Below are 17,460 nucleotides of genomic sequence, written 5' to 3'. Positions count from 1 at the left end.
GCGGCCGTCAGGTCCACGGGCGCAACGCGTCGCCGAGCTCGCCGACGAGCACCCGCGGGCGTCGGCGCCACCACCACGGCCCGGGCGACGCCGGGAGCCGGTGGAACCTGCCGTGGGCCGGGAGCCGGGTAGGGTGCCCGGATCATGACGACGGAGGGGCGGGGCGGATGACGGCCGAAGTGGCAGCGGTGCGGGAGCAGTTGGCGGGTGCGGCGCGGGCCGCCCTGGGAGGCGGTCGGCGGCTGGAGCGGGCGGAGCGGCTCTCGGGCGGCAGCAAGAAGGGCGTGTACCGCCTGGTGCTGGACGACGGCACGACGGCGATCGCCTACCGCTGGGACGACGCCGAGAACTACTGGCCGGCCGCCGAGGGCGACGACGACCTCGCCGACCCGTTCTCCCCCGGTCTCGGGCTGGACCTCTTCGAGGCCGCCCACGCCCGGCTGGCCGGGCTGGGCGTGCGGGTACCGGCCATCCGGCTGGTCGACCGGGACGGGGTGCACGGGCCGTCCGATCTGGCGGTCGTCGAGGACGTCCGGGGCGAGAGCCTGGAAGCGCTGCTCGCCCGCGACCGACGGGCCGCCGCCCCGGTGCTGGAGCGGCTCGGCGAGGCCCTGGCGGCGATGCGCGGCCACCGGGCGCCCGGGTACGGCAAGGTGGCGGTGGTCGACGCGGGCGGGCGTTCGCACGGCGGCTCGTGCGAGGAGGTGGTCCTGGCCCGGGCCGGGCGGGACCTCGCCGAGGCGGCGGTACGCGATCCGCGGATCGCACGGGCCCGGGGCCGACTGGAGGAGCGGCTGTCGGAGCTGGCGGCGGCGGTGCGCCCGCGGGCGGAGCACGCCGTGGTGCACGGCGAGTTGGGGCCGGACCACGTCCTGGTGGACCATGCCGGGCGGCCGACCCTGATCGACCTCGAAGGCACCATGTACTTCGACGTCGAGTGGGAGCACGTCTTCCTGCGGATCCGACTGCACGACGACTACCGTCCGCTGGCGGCCGCCGGGCTGGACGGGCACCGGATCGCGCTTTACCTGCTGGCGCAGCGGCTCTCGCTGACGGCGGGGCCGCTGCGGCTGTTGGACGGGGACTTCCCCGACCGGGCGTTGATGGCGGGGATCGCCGAGTACAACCTGGAGCGGGCGCTCGAACTGGCCGGTGGCGGGCCCGGATGAACGGTCCCGCGGCGGAGCTGCCCGGGCGTTGATCCTGTGTTGATCGGACCGTGCGAGCGTAGCCCCGTCCACCGAATCCCCGATGGGGGGCTCGGTGTTCGGTCCCGGTAGTTGTCGGTAGACGGTAGTTGTCGGTAGAGAGGCGCACTCGGATGGTCAAGCACCGCAGCAGCACCCGCATCGCAGCCCGGCTCGCCTCACTGGCGGTCGCCGTGGGGCTGGTCGTCCTGCCGCAGGTCGGCGCGTCGGCCTCGGCCGCGAACGCCCCGCGGGTGGGGACGCACCAGAGCGCCGGGGGCGTGACGGGCCCGGGCGGCCGGCAGCACATCGACGAGTGGAACGGCACCGGGGCCTGGTGCGTCAGCTGCGTGAAGCGTCACGGGTCGTAGCCCCGGCCGCGATCAGTCCTCGGCGGGCAGGGTGACCAGCTCGCCGAGGAGGGTCGCGACGTCGGCGGCGTCCGGGAGGCCGAGGCTCTCGAAGATGGCGTGCGCCTCGTGCAGGCGGTCCCGGCAGGCGGCCGGGCGGCCGAGTTCGGCGAGCGAGCGGCCCAGGACGACCAGTGCGTACCCCTGGTCGCGACGGGCGCCGGTGTCCACGGTGATGTCCAGTGCCGTCCGGGCCTCCTCGGCCGCCTGCTCGGGCCGGCCCAGGGCCAGCAGGACTTCGGCGAGCCGTACGCCCGCCAGCGCCTCCCGGTCGCGGCGGCCCGCCGCGGCGGCGACGGCCCGGCACTCCCGGAAGCGGTCTGCCGCCTCCTGGTACCGGCCGAGGCCGTGCAGCGCCAGACCGAGGACGTACAGGGTGTACGCGGTGCCGGCGGTGTCGCCGAGGGCGCGGACCTCGGGCAGCACCTGCTCGCAGGTGACGGCGGCCTCCTCGGCCCGGCCGTGCCGGACCTTGGCGAGCGCGGCGTTGACGGTGCCGGTCACCGCGCCGGAGCGGTGGCCCAGTCGGCGGGCGAGGTCGACGGACTCCTCGAAGCGGCGGATCGCCTCCTCGTTGCGGCGCAGCGTCTGGGCGATCAGGCCGAGGTCGTTGAGCACCTGGCGCAGGATGACGGTGTCCCCGGCGGCGCGGCTGGCCCGTTCCGCCAGCTCCGCCTCGGCGCGGGCCTCGTCCAGCCGGGTGGCGGCGATCCTGAGCCCGCAGAGCAGGAAGCGGGCCCGGCCCTCGGCGAAGCGGTCGCCGCCGGTGGTGGCGGCGCCGATCAGGGCGAGCACCGAGGCTTCCAGTCGGTCGCCGAGTTCGCCCGGGCCGAAGGGGCTGAGGGCGATCAACAGGTCTGTCACCTGGCGGAGTTGGGCGGCCGGGGCCGGTTCACCGGCCAGCCGCCCGGCCAGCGCGATCGCGCCCGGGCCCTCCGCGCGGGCCCAGGCCCGGGCGGCGGACAGGTCCCCGAGCGCGGGGCCCGCTGAGACCTGGTGGCCGGCCGGCTGCGGTGCGGCGGCCGCCGACTCGCCGGCCACCGCGGGTGCCGGGTCCGCGGACCGCGCGACGGGTTCGCCGCCCAGGTCGTGTCCGGTCGGTCGCGCGCCCGGCGGGATCGACCGGACCGGGCCGAGCGCCCCGGCCACCGGGTCACCCGGCACCGCGAGCTGGAAGGCCGTCCGGGCGCCGGCCAGCAGGTGGCCGAGCAGCCGGGCGCGGGCCGCCACCGCCTCCTCGGCGCCGAGGGCGTGCGAGGTACGGCGGGCGAAGCCGCGCAGCAGGTCGTGGTAGCGGTAGCGGCCGGCGGTGAGCGAGTCGAGCATCGCGGCGTCGACCAGCGACTCCAGCAGTTCCTCGGCCTCGTCGGGCCCGAGGTCCAGCAGGGCCGCGGCGGCGTCCAGGCCGAGGTCGGGCCCCTCGGCCCAGGCGGCCAGCCGGAAGGCCCGGGCCTGGTCCCGGGTCAGCTGACGGTAGCCCAGCTCGAAGGCCGCGCCGACGGCCAGGTCCCCCATCCGCAGTTCGTCGATCCGGCGCTGCTCGTCGGCGAGCCGTTCGCCGAGGCTTGCGATGGTCCAGCGCGGGCGGGCGGCGAGCCGGGCGGCGGTGATCCGCACGGCGAGCGGCAGGTGGCCGCAGGCCGCGGCCAGGTCATGGGCGGCCTGCGGTTCGGCGGCCAGCCGCGGCTCCCCGATCACCCGGCCGAGCAGCCGGACGGCCTCCTCGGGGGTGAAGACGTCCAGGTCCAGTTGGACGGCGGTGGGCAGGCTGCTGGGGCGGGTGCGGCTGGTGACCAGCGCGCCGCAGTCGGGTGAGCCGGGCAGCAGCGGGCGGATCTGCGCGGTGTCGCGGGCGTCGTCCAGGACGACCAGCAGGCGCCGTCCGTCGGTGAGCGAGCGGAACAGCGCGGTGCGGTCGGCGGTGCTGTCCGGTACGGCTTCGGGGCGGGTGCCGAGCGCGGCCAGGAAGGCGGCGAGCACGTCGGCGGGGCTGGCCGGTTGGGCGTCGGCACCGCGCAGGTCGGCGTAGAGCTCGCCGTCGGGGAAGGCGCAGCGGGCGCCGTGGGCGGCGTGCAGGGCCAGTGCCGTCTTGCCGACGCCGCCCATGCCGACCACGGACACCACGGGCAGGGCGTCCCGGGCGGGGGCGGTGAGGGCGGCCCGGATCGCCTCGACCTGGACCGCCCGGCCGATGAAGTCCCCCGGTGCGGGCGGAAGTTGGGCCGGACGGGGCGGGCCGAAGGAACCCGCGGCCGACTCGGCCCGCCCGGACGCCTCGCCGGGCGGCTCTTCGGCCGCTCGTGCCACTTCGCCCACTTCTGCCGCTCCGGCCGCTCCGACCGCTCCGACCGCTCCGACCGCTCCGACCGCCGCAGCCGGCTCAACCGGCACGGCCGCCACGGCCGTCCGGGACTCCCCGCACTCCTCCCCGCTCAGGATCCGCCGGTGCAGCTCGGCGAGCTCCGGCCCCGGCTCGACGCCCAGTTGCTCCACCAGCACCTCGCGCACCCGCCGGAACGCCGCCAGCGCGTCCGCCTGCCGACCGCTGCGGCTCAGCGCCCGCATCAGCAGGCCGTGCGGCCGTTCGCGCAGCGGGTGTTCGGTGGTCAGCGCGGTCAGCTCGGGCACGCAGCGGGCCGCCCGGCCGAGCGTCAGGTCGAGGGCGAGGCGTTCCTCCAGCAGCGCGAGCCGCAGCTCCCCGAGCCGGTCGCGCTGGCGTTGCGCGTACGGGCCGGGGATTCCGGCCAGCGGCTCGCCCTGCCACAACTCCAGTGCCTGGTTGAGCAGTTCACGCGCCTGTGCGGGGCTCCCGGCACCCGTCTCGGCCTCCGCACGGACCGCCAGCCGCTCGGCCACCTGGGCGTCCACCGCCCCCGGGGGCAGCACCAGCCGGTAGCCGTCACCGAGCGAGACCAGGACGGTGGGCGTCCGGTGGCCGGGTTCCAGCAGCTTGCGCAGCCGCCAGGCGTAGGTGCGGACGGTGGTGGTCGCGGCCTGCGGCGGCTCCTCCCCCCAGAGTGCCTCGATCAGGTCGGCCGCGCCGGCCGCCCCGCCCGGACGCAGCAGCAGGACCGCGAGCATCGCCTGCTGCTGCGGGCTGCCGAGCCGCAGCGCCACCTCGTCCCGCCGGCCGCGCATCGGCCCGAGCACCGAGAACGCGAGCTCCGCGACTCCTTCGACCACGCCTTGCCCCCCGTTCGACCGCGGGTCACGCGGCTGTCGATCTTCGTTCGTCCGGTGCACAGATTAGGCAGAGGAACTGCTCGCTGCCGAGCCCTTCGCACATCCGGGGCGCTCTCGGTGCGGCCGCGTTGATCGGGCGTCGATCGGCGTCGCTCGGGCGTTGACCTTCGGTCGATCGGGTGTTGATCGGTCCTGCCTAGTGTTCCTGGTGTCGGAAGGGCCACGGAGCCTACGGAACATCGGCGGCCCGCCCTTCCCGACGACAATCCGCTGGATCCCTTGAAAGGTGGTTCGCCATGAACGACATCCTTGAGCTCGACGTCCTGGAGATCAACGCCCCGGCCCAGGAGGAGACCGAGGCGCAGAACGCGGCCGTCGCCGCCTCCTGGCCGTACTCCTGCAACTCGACCCGCAACTCGCGCTGCTGCGACTGAGCCACAGCTCCCGGTGCGGCGGCCACATTCCCCCGGCCGCCGCACCGGGCTTTTCCGTCGGCCGCCGCACCGGGCTCTTCCGCCCCGGGCCGTTCCCGCGTCCTGCCCGCCCCCTTCGTAGGAGAGCCAGCCATGCCGGACACGCCGACCTTCGCCTGCGGCGAGGTCGCCCTGCTGCGGGCCGCCGTCCGGCCGGCCCGCTCCCTCCCCGAGCGCCCCGACCCGCGGGACACCGAGCACCCCGCTCGGCCGAGCACCGCCCCCACCTCCCGGGACACCGACCTCGACCAGCTGCGCGCCGCACTCGGCGACGAGCTGCTGCGCGAGGCCGTCGCCGTGTCCAGCCCCTCGCTCAGCCGGGTGCTCGACCAGGTCGAGGCCGGGCGGCCGGTGAAGCCCAAGCAGCTGCGCAAGGCGGCCCGCGCGGTCACCCGCTACCGACTCCGGATGTCCGACCGGGCCACCCCGTTCGGCCTGATGGCCGGGGTCGCCGTCGCCCGCTTCGCCGACCGCCCCGCGGTGCGGTGGGGCGGGCGTCCGCGCAAGGCGGCCCGCCCCGACCAGGAGTGGCTGACCGGGCTGGTCGCGGCGCTGGAACGCGAGCTCCCGGTGCTGCGCGGACTGCGGGTGACCGCCAACGACCTGTGCCGGGTGCGCGACGACCGACTGGTGCTGCCGTACCTGCCGGTGCCGGGCGCGGAGCAGCGCACCGCCGGGCGGGAGCTGTCGATCCGCCACACCGCGGCGATCCGCACCGTGCTGGAGCGCGCCGCCGGGCCGCTGTCGTGGGCCGAGCTGCACCGGGCCGTACTGGCCGCGCACCCGCAGGTGGAGGGCGCGGCGGTGGACTGGCTGCTCGGCGAGCTGGTGCGCACCCAGATCCTGCTGACCGACCTGCTGCCGCCGGCCGCGGAGCCGGACCCGATCGGGCACCTGCTGGAGCGGCTGTCCGGCCTCCCCGTCGCGGCCGAACTACGCGCCGTCCGGGACGACTTGGCGGCGTACCAGCGCACCGAACCGGGCGCCGGCCTGCCCACGTGGCGAACCCTGACGGAACGGATGCGCCGCCTGCACCCCACCGAACGGCTGGTGCAGGTCGACCTCGGCCTCGACGTCGAGGTGCGGCTGCCGCCGGCCGTCCGCCGGGAGGTCGAGCGGGCCGCCCACGCGCTGTGGACGGTCTCGGCGGGACGACCGGGGCCGGCACACCTACGGCAGTACCACCAGGACTTCCTGGAGCGGTACGGGCTGGGCCGCGCCGTGCCGCTGCTCGACCTGCTCGACCCCGAGCGCGGCCTGGGCGCCCCGGCGGGCTACCTGCTGCCGCGCAGCACCCGGGCGCTGCGGCCCGGCGAGCCCGCCGACCCGCGCGACGAACTGCTGCTGGCGCTCGCCCAGCGGGCGGCCGTGAGCGGCGAGCGCGAGCTGGTGCTCGACGAGGCGCTGCTGGCCCGGCTCGGCGGCACCGCGGGCGACGCCACGGCCGGGACCGCGGCCGACAGCCCCGGCGACACCGCGCCACCCTCGCTGGACCTGCTGGTCGAGCTGCGGGCCGCCTCCCCCGAGGCGCTCGCGGACGGCGACTTCACCCTGGTGGTGAGCGGCACCGGCGTCACCGCCGGGGCGATGGCGGGCCGCTTCGCGCCGCTGCTGGGCGAGGCCGGCCGGCCGCTGACCGAGGCCGTGCGCACCCTGCCCACCGACAACCCCGAGGCCGTCCGGGCCCAGCTGCTCTTCCGGACGCCCCGCGCCCACAGCGCCAATGTGGCCCGGGCGCCGCAGGTGCTGCCGTACACCGTGACGCTCGCCCAGTTCGCCGACCGCACCGACCCGGGCGTGCTCGGGCCGGCCGACCTCGCGGTGGTCGCCGACCACGACCGGCTCGCCGTGGTCTCCCGCCGGCTGGGCCGCGAGGTGGTGCCGACCGTGCCGCACATGCTGGCCACCGATGTGCACGCGCCCAACGCCGCCCGGCTGCTGGACGAGCTCTCCCGCAGCGGCGGGCCGGCCTGGCCGCGCTGGCGCTGGGGCGCCGCCGAGCGGCTGCCCTTCCTGCCCCGGGTCCGCTCCGGGCGCACCGTGCTCAGCCCGGCCCGCTGGCGCCCCGAGGAGCCGGAGCTGCGCGACCCCGCCCTGCCGTACCCCCAGTGGTCGGCGCGCCTGGAGGAGTGGCGGCGGCGCTGGCGGGTGCCGCGCGTGGTGCAGAGCGTCAGCGACGACCAGCGGATCACCCTCGACCTCGGGGACGAGCACCACCGCGAGCTGCTGCACCACGCCTGGACCGGCTCCGCCGACGGCCACCTCCAGGAGGTGCCGGAGCAGCCGGCCGACTGGCTCGGCGCGGGCGGCCGCAGCAACGAGCTGGCCTTCACGCTCCTCCGCCGCTCCCCCGGCACGGCGCGCACCCCGGCGGTGGCACCGCCCCGCCGGCGCACGGTGCACGGCCCCGGATCCTCGCCCTGGCTGTACGCCAAGCTGTACTGCGCCACCGCCCGGCAGGACGAGCTGCTGAACCGGCGACTGCCCGCCCTGCTGGAGCAGTTGCCGACATCGGTCGACCGCTGGTTCTACCTCCGCTACCTGGACCCGGAGCCGCACCTGCGCCTGCGCTTCCACGGCGACCCGACCGCGCTCCGCACCGAACTGCTGCCCGCCCTCGGCGCCTGGGCCGACCGACTGGCCGCCGCCGGCCTCGCCGACCGCCTCGTCCTGGACGGCTACGAGCCCGAGTTGGAGCGCTACGGCGGCCCGGCGGCGATGGCGGCCGCCGAGCAGGTGTTCGCGGCCGACAGCCGCTCCTGCCTCGCGCAGCTCCGGCTGCTGCACGAACGCCGCCTGGGCCTCGACCCGTTGACCCTGCTCGCGGCCAACTACGTCGACCTGGCGCACCACTTCGGCGACCTCGGCCTGCTGACCCGCCGGTACCGCGCCACCGAGCGGCACCACCTGCCCCCGGCCGTACGGGAACAGGCGCGCGCGCTGATCGACCCCGACGGCCACTGGAGCGCCCTCGGCCGGCTCCCCGGCGGCAGCGAACTGCTCGCCTCCTGGGACGAACGGGCCGCCGCGCTGGCCGCCTACCGCGCGCGACTGGACGAGCGGTGGAGCAGCACCGACACCGCGCTCGGCGCGTTGCTGCACATGCACCACAACCGGCTGGTCGGCGTTGACCGCACCGGCGAGGAGCGCTCGCTCGCGCTGGCCCGGCGCACGGTGCGGGCCCACCTGGGCCGGGCGGCCGCGCTCGGTGCGGAATCCCGGGCCGTCCCCGGAGCGCCCGACACCCTCGAAGCCCTCGACACCGTCGCAGCGGCCGACACCGCCGGAGCCGTCGCATGAGCCCGATCACCGATCACACCGCCACCATCACCCCGCTGCGCGAACGCGCCGCGGCGGCCGTCGCCGTCGCCGCCGAGCGGCTCGCCGACCCCGAGCGGGTGGCCGCCGCACTGGCCGCCACCGGCCGTCCCTGGGACCCGGCCGGTCTGGCCGGCGGCGCCCCCGGCATCGCCCTGCTGTACGCCGAACTCGCCCGCCACGACTCCGCCTTCCGCACCACCGCGCACACCTGGCTCGGCCTCGCGGCCCGCGCGGCCCGCACCGCCGCGCCCGGCATCGGGCTGTACGACGCCGTGCCCGCGCTCTGCTTCGTCCTGCCCAGGGCGGCCGCCGGTCCGCAGGACTACCGCGCTGCCCGCGACCACCTGCGTGCCGGGACCGCCGTCCTGGCCGAGCGGCTGGCGGGCCGGGAGCGCCGACGGATCGCGGACCGCGCGGGCCACACCGCACTGGAGTCCTACGACCTGATCTCCGGCCTGGCCGGGCTCGGCGCCGTCCTGCTCGACCAGGACCGACCGGCGACGGAGGAGGTGCTGCGCGGCCTGGTCGCGCTCACCGAGCCGCTGGCCGGTCTGCCCGGCTGGTGGGTGGCCCAGGACGTGGACAGCTACCGCGCCGTCGCACCGGAGCTCGGCCACGCCAACCTAGGCCTGGCGCACGGCGCCCCGGGCCCGCTCGCCGTGCTCGCGCTGGCCTGGCGGCAGGGGCTGCAGGTGCCCGGGCAGGCCGAGGCCATCACCCGGCTGGCCGAGTGGCTGCTCGACGCGGCCCGGACGGACCGGGCCGGACCCTGGTGGCCCACTGCCGTGGAGCTGATGCGCGATGCCGGCGCGCCCGAGCGGAACGCACCCGACGCCGACGCGCCCGAGCGCAACACATCCGACGCCGACGCACCCGGCCAGGAGGCACCCGGGCGGCCGTCCTGGTGCTACGGCTCCCCCGGCATCGCCCGCGCCCTCCAGCTGGCCGGGCTGGCCCTCGACGTCCCGACCTGGCGCCGCACCGCCGAGGACGCGCTGCTCGCCGCCCTCGACCGCGACCACCTCCGGGCCGGCCCCACCGACGCCGGGCTCTGCCACGGCTGGGGCGGCCTGCTCCAGTGCGCCTGGCGCATCGCCCAGGACGGCACCGACCGCCGGACGGCCGAGCGTCTCCCCGGGCTCGCCACCCGCCTGCTCCAACTCTCCGACCCCGACGCCCCGTTCGGCTTCACCGAGCCCCGGACCAGGAACGGCTGGACGGACGACCCGGCCGGCTTCCTCACCGGCGCCGCCGGAGCCGCCCTCGCCCTGCACACCTTCGCCACCGAGCGCGCCCCCGCCACCACCTGGGACCGGGCCCTGCTGCTCGCCTGAGCACACCCCCGCCCGCGCCCACCCGAGGCCCACTCGCCCACCCGAGACCCGCTCGCCCACCCGAGGTCGGAGCAACCCACCCGGCGCTCCGCCCGACCACCCCCACCTGAGCCCCGATCACCCCGCCCGAGGCCCGAATCAACCCACCGAACGCTCCCCCGCCCGATCCGAAAGGCCCACCGATGCCCCCCGCCGCCACACCCCCCGCCTGGCGCTTGCTCGCCCGCCAACTCCGGCCGCAGCGCGGACGGTTGGCGGTGGCCAGCACCCTCAGCCTGCTCGGGGGGCTGGTCGGCCTGGTGCAGCCCGTCGCCGCCCGGGGCGTCCTGGACTCGCTCACCGCCCACCGGCCGACCGCCGCCCCCGCCCTGCTGCTCGCCGGGATCATGCTGGCCGGGGTGGCGCTCAACGCATTCGGGTCCTACCAGCTCCAGCTGATCGCCGAGACCGTGGTCCGCCGCTCGCGCGGCACCCTGGCCGCCCGGCTGCTGCGGCTGCCCGTCCCCGAGTTCGACCGGCTGCGCCCGGGCGACCTGATCTCCCGGGTCACCTCCGACACCACCCTGCTGCGCGCCGCCACCGCCCAGGCGCTGGTCGGCTCGGCCACCTCGCTGCTGCTCACGCTCGGTGCCCTGGTCGCCATGCTGCTGCTCGACCCGGTGCTGTGCGGGGTGACCGTCTCGGTGCTGCTGCTGGTCACCGTGCTGTCCGGCGGGCTGTTCCCCCGGGTGATGCGCGCGGCCAAGCAGGCGCAGACCGTGCTGGGCGAGCTGGGCGCACTGCTGGACCGGTCGCTGGGCGCCTTCCGCACCGTCAAGGCGAACGGGCTGGAGCCCCAGCTCACCGCCGAGGCCGCCGGCGCCGCCGAACGCGCCTGGGTGAGCGGGAGCCGGGCGGCCGCCTGGGAGACCGTCACCGAGGCGCTCTCGGCGCTCGCCGTCCAGCTCGCCTTCCTGGCGGTCCTCGGCCTGGGGGCCGCCCGGGTGGCCGACGGCCGGCTCGGCGTCACCAGCCTGATCAGCTTCCTGCTCTACCTGGTCTACCTCGGCCCGCTGCTCTCCCAACTCGTCGCCGGTACAGGACTGTTGCAGCGCGGACTGGCGGCCGTCGAGCGGATCGCCGAGGTCGAACGGCTGCCCGTCGAGCCGCTGACCCCCACCCCCCGGGCCCCCGAGCCGTCGACCCCCGAGCCGTTGAGCACCGCCGCCCCCAGGCCCCCGCGCGTCCCACCCCGCACCCCCGCCCGGCTCGCCTTCCGGGACGTGACCTTCCGCTACCCCGACCGCGACCACCCCGTGCTCCGCAACCTCACCCTCGACCTGCCGGCCGGCGGCCTGACCGCCCTGGTGGGCCCGTCCGGCGCCGGTAAGAGCACCCTGTTCGCCCTGCTGGAACGCTTCTACGAGCCCACCGCCGGCGCCGTCACCCTGGACGGCCGTGAGCTGCGCGACTGGCCGCTCACCGAACTGCGCGCCGCCATCGGCTACGTCGAACAGGACACCCCGGTGCTGGCCGGCACCCTCCGGGAGAACCTCTGCCTCGGAGCGCCCGGCGACGTCCCGGAGGCCGAGCTGCGCCGCGTGCTGACCCTGACCCGGCTCGACGGCCTCACCGCCACGCTGCCCGCCGGCCTGGACACCCCCCTCGGCGAACGCGGCCGCGCCCTCTCCGGCGGCCAGCGCCAGCGGGTCGCGATCGCCCGCGCCCTGCTGCGCCGCCCGCGCCTGCTGCTGCTCGACGAGCCCAGCTCCCAGCTGGACGCCGCCAACGAGCAGGCGCTGCGCGAGGCCGTCGCCCAGGTCGCCCGCTCCACCACCGTCCTGGTGATCGCCCACCGGCTGGCCACCGCCGCCGACGCGGAGCGGATCGTCGTCCTCGACGCCGGGCGGATCCGGGCCGTCGGCACCCACACCGAGCTGCTCGCCCGGGACGACCTGTACGCCGCCCTCGCCCGCACCCAGCTCCTCGCCGTCTGACCCGCCCGCGTCCCCGCGCCGTCGACCCGCCCACCATCGCCCCCTCGCGTCCCTGCCGTCGGCCCGGCCCCCGCCGTCTGGGAGGATGACCGGATGCCCGAGAACCCCCTGTCGGACCGCTGGCCGCTCGCGCCGTCCGGCGCCGCCGACTGGCTCCGGGAGCTGTGCGCCGACGACGGCGTCACCGGCTTCCTGGCGCCCCCGCTGCCCGACGCCGCCTGGGTGCTCAACGCCATGTACGAGCACGAACGCGGACCGGTCGACATCTCGTACCACGAGCACCGCCAGGCCCTCCTGGCGGCGGGACGCATCGAGCCGCTCTCCGTGGCCGGCATCGACCTGGAGGTCGGCGTGGCCACCGGCGGCGGCCTCGGTCGCGCCGATCACCCCGGCCCCGGCTGGCGGCGGCTGCGCTGGGCCGACCTCGCCCGCCGCACCGGCGACCCGGTCGTCCCCGAGGGCAGGCCGCCCGCCCGCCACTGCTTCCCGTCCGCCCGCAAGGACGGCAGCTGGCCGCTCCACCTCGACCCGCCCACCGAGGGCAGCCTCGACCGGGAGACCTGGAACCGGCTGGTCCGCGTCCTCACCGCGTACAGCCCGGACGGCCCGGACACCCGCTGCCTCGCCTTCTACAACCCGCTGATGCTCCGCGGTGCGGACTTCGAGAACCTGCACGTCCGATCAGGGCACCTCCGCGACGCCGAGGCCCTCTACGACAACACGGACGCCGATTTCAGCCCGTCCAACCTCTGGGCCGAGGACCGCTCCTGGGTTCTGTGCACCGACTACGACCTGTGGGGCACCAAGGTCGCCGGTCCCCCGGCCCTGATCGAGGCTCTGCTGACCGACCCCGAGCTGGAGGCGCTCCGCCTGCCCTGGTCCCCCTGACCCGCCCCTGACCACTCCCCGGCCCGGTCCGCCTACCGCCAGGACGTGGCGGAAATCGTCACCTCCGTGTCCTTGCCGCCATCGGCCCGCCCGAGCAGGCTGGAGGTGTGAGCAGCCCGCGCATCGTCTTCGCCGTCTTCCCGGACTTCCAGATCCTCGACCTGACCGGACCCCACGAGGTCTTCACCCAGGCCGGGCGGCTGACCGGCGGGGTCGTCGTCGACACCGTGGCCGCCGCCCCCGGGCCGGTGCCCGCGAGCAGCGGTCTCGGCGTCACGCCGACCCTGACGATCGACCAAGCCGACCAGGCCGACGACCCGGTGGACACCCTGGTCGCCGTCGGCGGCCGGGGCGTCCACCGGGCCTGCGAGGACCGCCGCTTCGTCGACTGGTTCACCCGCACCGCCGGGCGCGCCCGCCGTACCGCCTCGGTGTGCAGCGGCGCCTTCCTGCTCGGCGCCGCCGGACTGCTCGACGGGCGCCGCGCGGTCACCCACTGGTCGCGCTGCGACCAGCTGGCCGAGCAGTACCCGGGGGTCACCGTCGAACCCGACCGGATCTTCGTCCGGGACGGCGAGCTGTGGACCTCGGCCGGGATCACCGCCGGTCTGGACCTCGCGCTCGCCATGACCGAGGCCGACCACGGCCCCGAGGTCGCCCGCACGATCGCCCGCCAACTGGTGATGTTCGTCCAACGACCGGGCGGCCAGGCCCAGTTCAGCGCCCAGCTGGCCGCCCAGCGGCCGGACCGGGCCCCGCTGCGGGACGTCCTCGACTGGGTCGCCGACCACCCCGAGGGCGACCTCGGCGTCCCGGCCCTGGCCGCCCGCGCCGCGATGAGCGAACGGAACTTCACCCGGGTCTTCCGCGCGGAGACCGGCCGCACCCCCGCCGCGTACGTGGAGAGCGTCCGGATCGAGGCCGCCCGGCGGCTGCTGGAGACCACCGCGGTCACCCTCGACGCCGTGGCCCACTCCTGCGGCTTCGGCACCGTCGAGACCCTGCACCGCAGTTTCAAGCGCAGCCTCGGCGTCACCCCGGGCGAGTACCGCAGGCGCTTCTCCGCCCACGCCTGACGTACGCCCTCACCGCCCGCCCGCCGCCTGTCCACCTCTGATCGAAAGGCCCCGCCATGCGCATCGCCATCCCGCTCTTCGACGGCGTCACCGCCCTCGACGCCATCGGCCCGTACGAGGTCCTCCGGATGCTCCCGGAGGCCGAGGTCGTCTTCGCCGCCGCCACTCCCGGCCCCGTCCTGGACACCGTGGGCTCGCTCGGCCTGCTCGCCACCGCCTCGTTCGACGAGGTCAGCGCGGCCGACGTCCTGCTGGTCCCCGGCGGCCCGGGCGCCCGCCGCGGCCTGACCGACGAGCCGCTGCTCGACTGGATCCGCCGCATCCACGCCACCACCACCTGGACCACCTCGGTCTGCACCGGCTCCCTGCTGCTCGCCGCCGCCGGGCTGCTCGACGGGCTGGAGGCCACCACCCACTGGAGCGCCGTCGACACCCTGGAGTCCTACGGCGCCCGCTACACCGCGCGCCGCGTCGTGGAGCAGCCCGGCGGCATCGTCACCGCCGCCGGGGTGTCCTCGGGCATCGACATGGCACTGCGGCTGGCCGAACTGATCGCCGGACGGACCGCCGCCGAGGCCTTCCAGCTCGCCATCGAGTACGACCCCCAGCCGCCCTTCGACGCGGGCTCCTACGCCAAGGCCCCCGAGGCCGCGAAGGCCTACCTGGCGAACCGCCCCCAGCGCGCCGGCGGCCCGCTGCTCTCCGCCGGGACCGACCGCCACCAGGGGTGACGGCATGTGACATGCTGCTCCCGACCTGGACGCGCCTGCGGAACCCAGCAGGTCGTAGCCGGGAAAGGCCGTCATGTCCGTCAGTCGCCACCTCCGTCCGCACGGCTCCGGCCCGGTCCTCCGGGCGGCCGTCGCCGCCGCCCTGGCCCTCGGGGCGGCCGCCTGCACCGGTGGCGGGGGCACCTCGGCCGCCGGCCCGTCGGGCCCGAGCAGCCCCGCCTCCACCACAGCGGCTCCGAGCTCCCCCGCGGCCGCTCCGGCGACGCCGAGCACCCCCGCCGCCGGTAGTCGCGCCGCCGGTCAGGGGCCGACCCCGGCCCTGGAGGCCTGGGTGTACCCGGGCTCCACCGGCGAGGCCACCTGCCGGGCACCGGCGGAGTACCGGGACGGCCGACTGCGCGACGGTGTCCTGAAGGCGGAGTACTGGCAGGTCGGCAAGGACGGCGCACTGGTGCTGCAGACCGCCGAGAACCTGCCCTGCAACGGCTTCAGCGACGCCAACGCGGCCGACATCAAGGCGCATTCGGCCGCCCAGTACGTCACCGTCTCGGCCATGGACCGGGCCACGGTCGCCGCCCTGGTCGGCGACCCCGGCCGGCGGACCGCCGCCGTCTCGCAGCTGACCGGGTTCACCCGGCGGATCGGCTTCACCGGTGTGGACATCGACTTCGAGGACTTCTGGAACTGGTCCCCGGACGACGAGCGCGGCTACCAGGCCTTCGTCACCGAGCTGGCCCGTGACCTGCACGCCGCCGGGCTGCGGCTCCAGATCGACGGCCCGGTCGAAGTCGCCGACGGCGACTCCCCGTTCGACTACACCGCGCTGATGAAGGCCGGCGCGGACCAGTTGGTCGTGATGGACTACGGCCGGATGTTCAACACCACCGGCGGCCGCTGCCTGGCCGTCTCCCCGCACGACTGGGTCCGGGCCGGCGTGGCGTTCGCCCGCGCCAAGGTGCCGGACCCCGACCGGCTGGTCATCGGCCTGGCCTCGTACGGCTTCTCCGCGCCCGACCCCTGCGACACCGGCAGGATCAAGGACAGCGTGCCGCTCGCCGACCTGCGTGGGCGGCCGGGCTACAGCGAGGACCCGGCCACGGTGGCCGCCCGCCGGGACGCCGGCTCCGGCGAGGTCCGCTGGACGAACGGCGGGACGCTCTACGACTACACCGACCAGGCGGGCATGGACGCCAAACTGGCCGTGCTCAGGGAGGCGGGCGTCACCCGGGTGTCGGTCTGGGTGCTCGGCGGCAACCCCTGGTTCTCCGCCGCCGCCCTCGGCCGGTAGGCGGACCGGGCCCGACCGCCCGGGCCCGGCTCAGCGGTACCAGGTCCGGATGCCGGCCGCGGTGTCGCGTACCGAGGCCTGGCCGGAGCGGATCCGGGCGGCCAGCTCGACGGCCTGCTTGGGTTCGGCGGTGACGATGACGCCCGAGGCGCTGAGGTAGGCGGCGGCGACCACCGCCGCGAAGTGCTCGTTGACGGACTCCAGCGCCGGGACGCGGATCAACTGGTGCATCAGCGCGGCCGCGCGCTGGTGCACCGCGCCGTAGACGGGGACCTCCATCACCTCGTCGGCGTGCCGGGCCACCGCGGCGGTCAGGGTGCCGTAGTCGGTGACGTCGGGATCGCCGGGCAGGAACTGGTGGGCGATGTCGAGCAGCCAGGCCCGGTCGATCCGCAGGATCACGCCGCGTCCGCCGTGGCGTCCTCGCGGCTGCCGCGCGGGTAGGGCCCGAACTCCTCCTCGAAGGCCGGGCCCCAGGCGTGCGCGAAGTGGGCGGCGGCGGTCAGGAAGCGTTCGCGCCGCTCGTCCGCCTCCTCCGCCAGCACCTTGCGCGCGTAGTCCGGCAGGCTCATCCCGGCGGCCTCCGCGCGCTGCTCCAGCGCCTCGTGCACGGCGTCGTCCAGTCGTACGTTGAGCTGCTTCATGGCGGCGAGCGTAGCCAGCTGTACCGCGCGATACAAGGCGGCCTCGGAATGGCGGGGAACCGCAAGGCGGCGTCAGAACACCGGGGCCCGCCCCAGCCGGGTCATCCGCCACACCGTGCGCCAGCTCAGCGGGCGGCGGGGCGGGCACGGGGTGCGGACGCCCTCCAGGAACCCGGCCCACCAGGCCCGCAGGCCCGCCCTCGGCGGACGGCGGCTCAGCGTGTAGAGCGTCCAGGCGGCCAGGTGGAGCGGCACCAATACGGCGGGCAGGTGCCGCTTGGCCAGCCAGACCCGGTTGCGGGCGGTGCGGCGGTAGTAGGTCTCGTGCCGGGCGGGGTCGGTGCGCGGGTGCTGGAGCAGCAGGTCGGCGCGGTAGTGGACGGTCCATCCGGCGTCCAGCACGCGCCAGGCGAAGTCGGTCTCCTCGTGGGCGTAGAAGAACGGCGCGCAGAACCCGCCGACCCGGGCGAACACCTCCGCCCGGATGGCGTGGCCGCCGCCCAGAAAGCCGGTGACCTCACCGGAGCGCAGCGGGTCCGCGGCGCCCGGGCGCGGCACGTGCCGGCGCTGGGTGTGCCCGGTCTCGTCGGCGATCCGGAAGCCGACCACACCCAGCCGCGGGTCCTCGGCGAAGGCCTCCCGGACCAGCCGGAAGGTGTCGGTGCGCGGCAGCAGTCCGTCGTCGTCCAGGTTGACCAGGACGTCGATGCCGCCGAGCCGACGGAGCTTCTCGGCGCCGAGGTTGCGGCCGCCGGGGATGCCGAGGTTCTCGGGCAGCTCCACCGCGTGGACCCAGGACGGGAGTTCGGGCAACGGGACGCCCTGACCGAGGACCACCACGGTCGCGGCGTCGCCCTCCTGGGCGGCCACCGAGTCGAGCAGCGCGCGCAGTTCGCGGGGGCGGTCGCCCATCGTCAGCACCACCACGCCGAGGGTCACGCCCATCCCG

At 76.4% G+C, this 17,460-nt stretch carries 14 protein-coding genes; 10 read left to right on the top strand and 4 right to left on the bottom strand.

The window, feature by feature from the left end; genetic code table 11:
- Positions 1-167 precede the first annotated feature (167 nt).
- On the top strand, positions 168-1,169 hold the full coding sequence (locus ABTZ03_RS24190; RefSeq protein ID WP_350515147.1) for a phosphotransferase family protein: 1,002 nt from the start codon (positions 168-170) through the stop codon (positions 1,167-1,169).
- A 152-nt stretch (positions 1,170-1,321) separates the two neighbouring features.
- On the top strand, positions 1,322-1,558 hold the full coding sequence (locus ABTZ03_RS24185; protein WP_350515146.1) for a hypothetical protein: 237 nt from the start codon (positions 1,322-1,324) through the stop codon (positions 1,556-1,558).
- A 12-nt stretch (positions 1,559-1,570) separates the two neighbouring features.
- Here the strand turns inward: ABTZ03_RS24185 and ABTZ03_RS24180 are convergent, their stop codons facing one another.
- Positions 1,571-4,780, bottom strand: a complete 3,210-nt coding sequence (locus ABTZ03_RS24180; RefSeq protein ID WP_350515145.1) for an AfsR/SARP family transcriptional regulator — start codon at positions 4,778-4,780, stop codon at positions 1,571-1,573.
- Positions 4,781-5,076: 296 nt separating this feature from the next.
- On the opposite strand from ABTZ03_RS24180, the gene ABTZ03_RS24175 reads away from it, so the two are divergent.
- From ABTZ03_RS24175 to ABTZ03_RS24140, 8 genes are all read left to right on the top strand, one after another.
- Positions 5,077-5,214, top strand: coding sequence for a hypothetical protein (locus ABTZ03_RS24175; protein ID WP_350515144.1), 138 nt, complete (start codon positions 5,077-5,079; stop codon positions 5,212-5,214).
- A gap of 132 nt (positions 5,215-5,346) precedes the next feature.
- The gene (locus tag ABTZ03_RS24170) at positions 5,347-8,553 is read left to right on the top strand and encodes a lantibiotic dehydratase (RefSeq protein WP_350515143.1); all 3,207 of its coding nucleotides are present in this window, start codon (positions 5,347-5,349) and stop codon (positions 8,551-8,553) included.
- Positions 8,550-9,908, top strand: a complete 1,359-nt coding sequence (locus ABTZ03_RS24165; protein ID WP_350515142.1) for a lanthionine synthetase C family protein — start codon at positions 8,550-8,552, stop codon at positions 9,906-9,908. Before ABTZ03_RS24170 ends, ABTZ03_RS24165 begins: the two co-directional genes overlap by 4 nt.
- A gap of 257 nt (positions 9,909-10,165) precedes the next feature.
- The gene (locus ABTZ03_RS24160) at positions 10,166-11,884 is read left to right on the top strand and encodes an ABC transporter ATP-binding protein (protein WP_350515141.1); all 1,719 of its coding nucleotides are present in this window, start codon (positions 10,166-10,168) and stop codon (positions 11,882-11,884) included.
- A 93-nt stretch (positions 11,885-11,977) separates the two neighbouring features.
- Positions 11,978-12,772, top strand: coding sequence for a hypothetical protein (locus ABTZ03_RS24155; protein ID WP_350515140.1), 795 nt, complete (start codon positions 11,978-11,980; stop codon positions 12,770-12,772).
- Between the two features lie 107 nt (positions 12,773-12,879).
- A complete protein-coding gene (locus tag ABTZ03_RS24150; protein ID WP_350515139.1) occupies positions 12,880-13,848 on the top strand; it encodes a GlxA family transcriptional regulator in 969 nt (322 codons plus the stop codon).
- Between the two features lie 56 nt (positions 13,849-13,904).
- On the top strand, positions 13,905-14,579 hold the full coding sequence (locus ABTZ03_RS24145) for a DJ-1/PfpI family protein (RefSeq protein WP_350515138.1): 675 nt from the start codon (positions 13,905-13,907) through the stop codon (positions 14,577-14,579).
- A 73-nt stretch (positions 14,580-14,652) separates the two neighbouring features.
- Positions 14,653-15,867, top strand: coding sequence for a glycosyl hydrolase family 18 protein (locus ABTZ03_RS24140; RefSeq protein ID WP_350515137.1), 1,215 nt, complete (start codon positions 14,653-14,655; stop codon positions 15,865-15,867).
- Positions 15,868-15,897: 30 nt separating this feature from the next.
- Here ABTZ03_RS24140 and ABTZ03_RS24135 read toward each other — a convergent pair whose 3' ends face one another.
- The 3 genes from ABTZ03_RS24135 to ABTZ03_RS24125 form a co-directional block, all read right to left on the bottom strand.
- Positions 15,898-16,269: a fic family toxin-antitoxin system, toxin component gene (locus ABTZ03_RS24135; RefSeq protein WP_350515136.1), complete on the bottom strand. Its 372-nt coding sequence runs from the start codon at positions 16,267-16,269 to the stop codon at positions 15,898-15,900.
- Positions 16,266-16,511: a plasmid mobilization protein gene (locus ABTZ03_RS24130; protein WP_350515135.1), complete on the bottom strand. Its 246-nt coding sequence runs from the start codon at positions 16,509-16,511 to the stop codon at positions 16,266-16,268. The genes ABTZ03_RS24135 and ABTZ03_RS24130 overlap by 4 nt, the downstream gene beginning before the upstream one ends.
- A gap of 72 nt (positions 16,512-16,583) precedes the next feature.
- Positions 16,584-17,456, bottom strand: a complete 873-nt coding sequence (locus tag ABTZ03_RS24125) for a glycosyltransferase family 2 protein (RefSeq protein ID WP_350515134.1) — start codon at positions 17,454-17,456, stop codon at positions 16,584-16,586.
- Positions 17,457-17,460 lie beyond the last annotated feature (4 nt).

The sequence above is a fragment of the Kitasatospora sp. NPDC096077 genome (genome assembly GCF_040303245.1).
In the GTDB taxonomy this organism is placed as follows: Bacteria; Actinomycetota; Actinomycetes; order Streptomycetales; family Streptomycetaceae; genus Kitasatospora.
The sequence above is the reverse complement of the archived record's forward strand: the minus strand, read 5'-3'. Positions and strand labels throughout refer to the sequence as shown.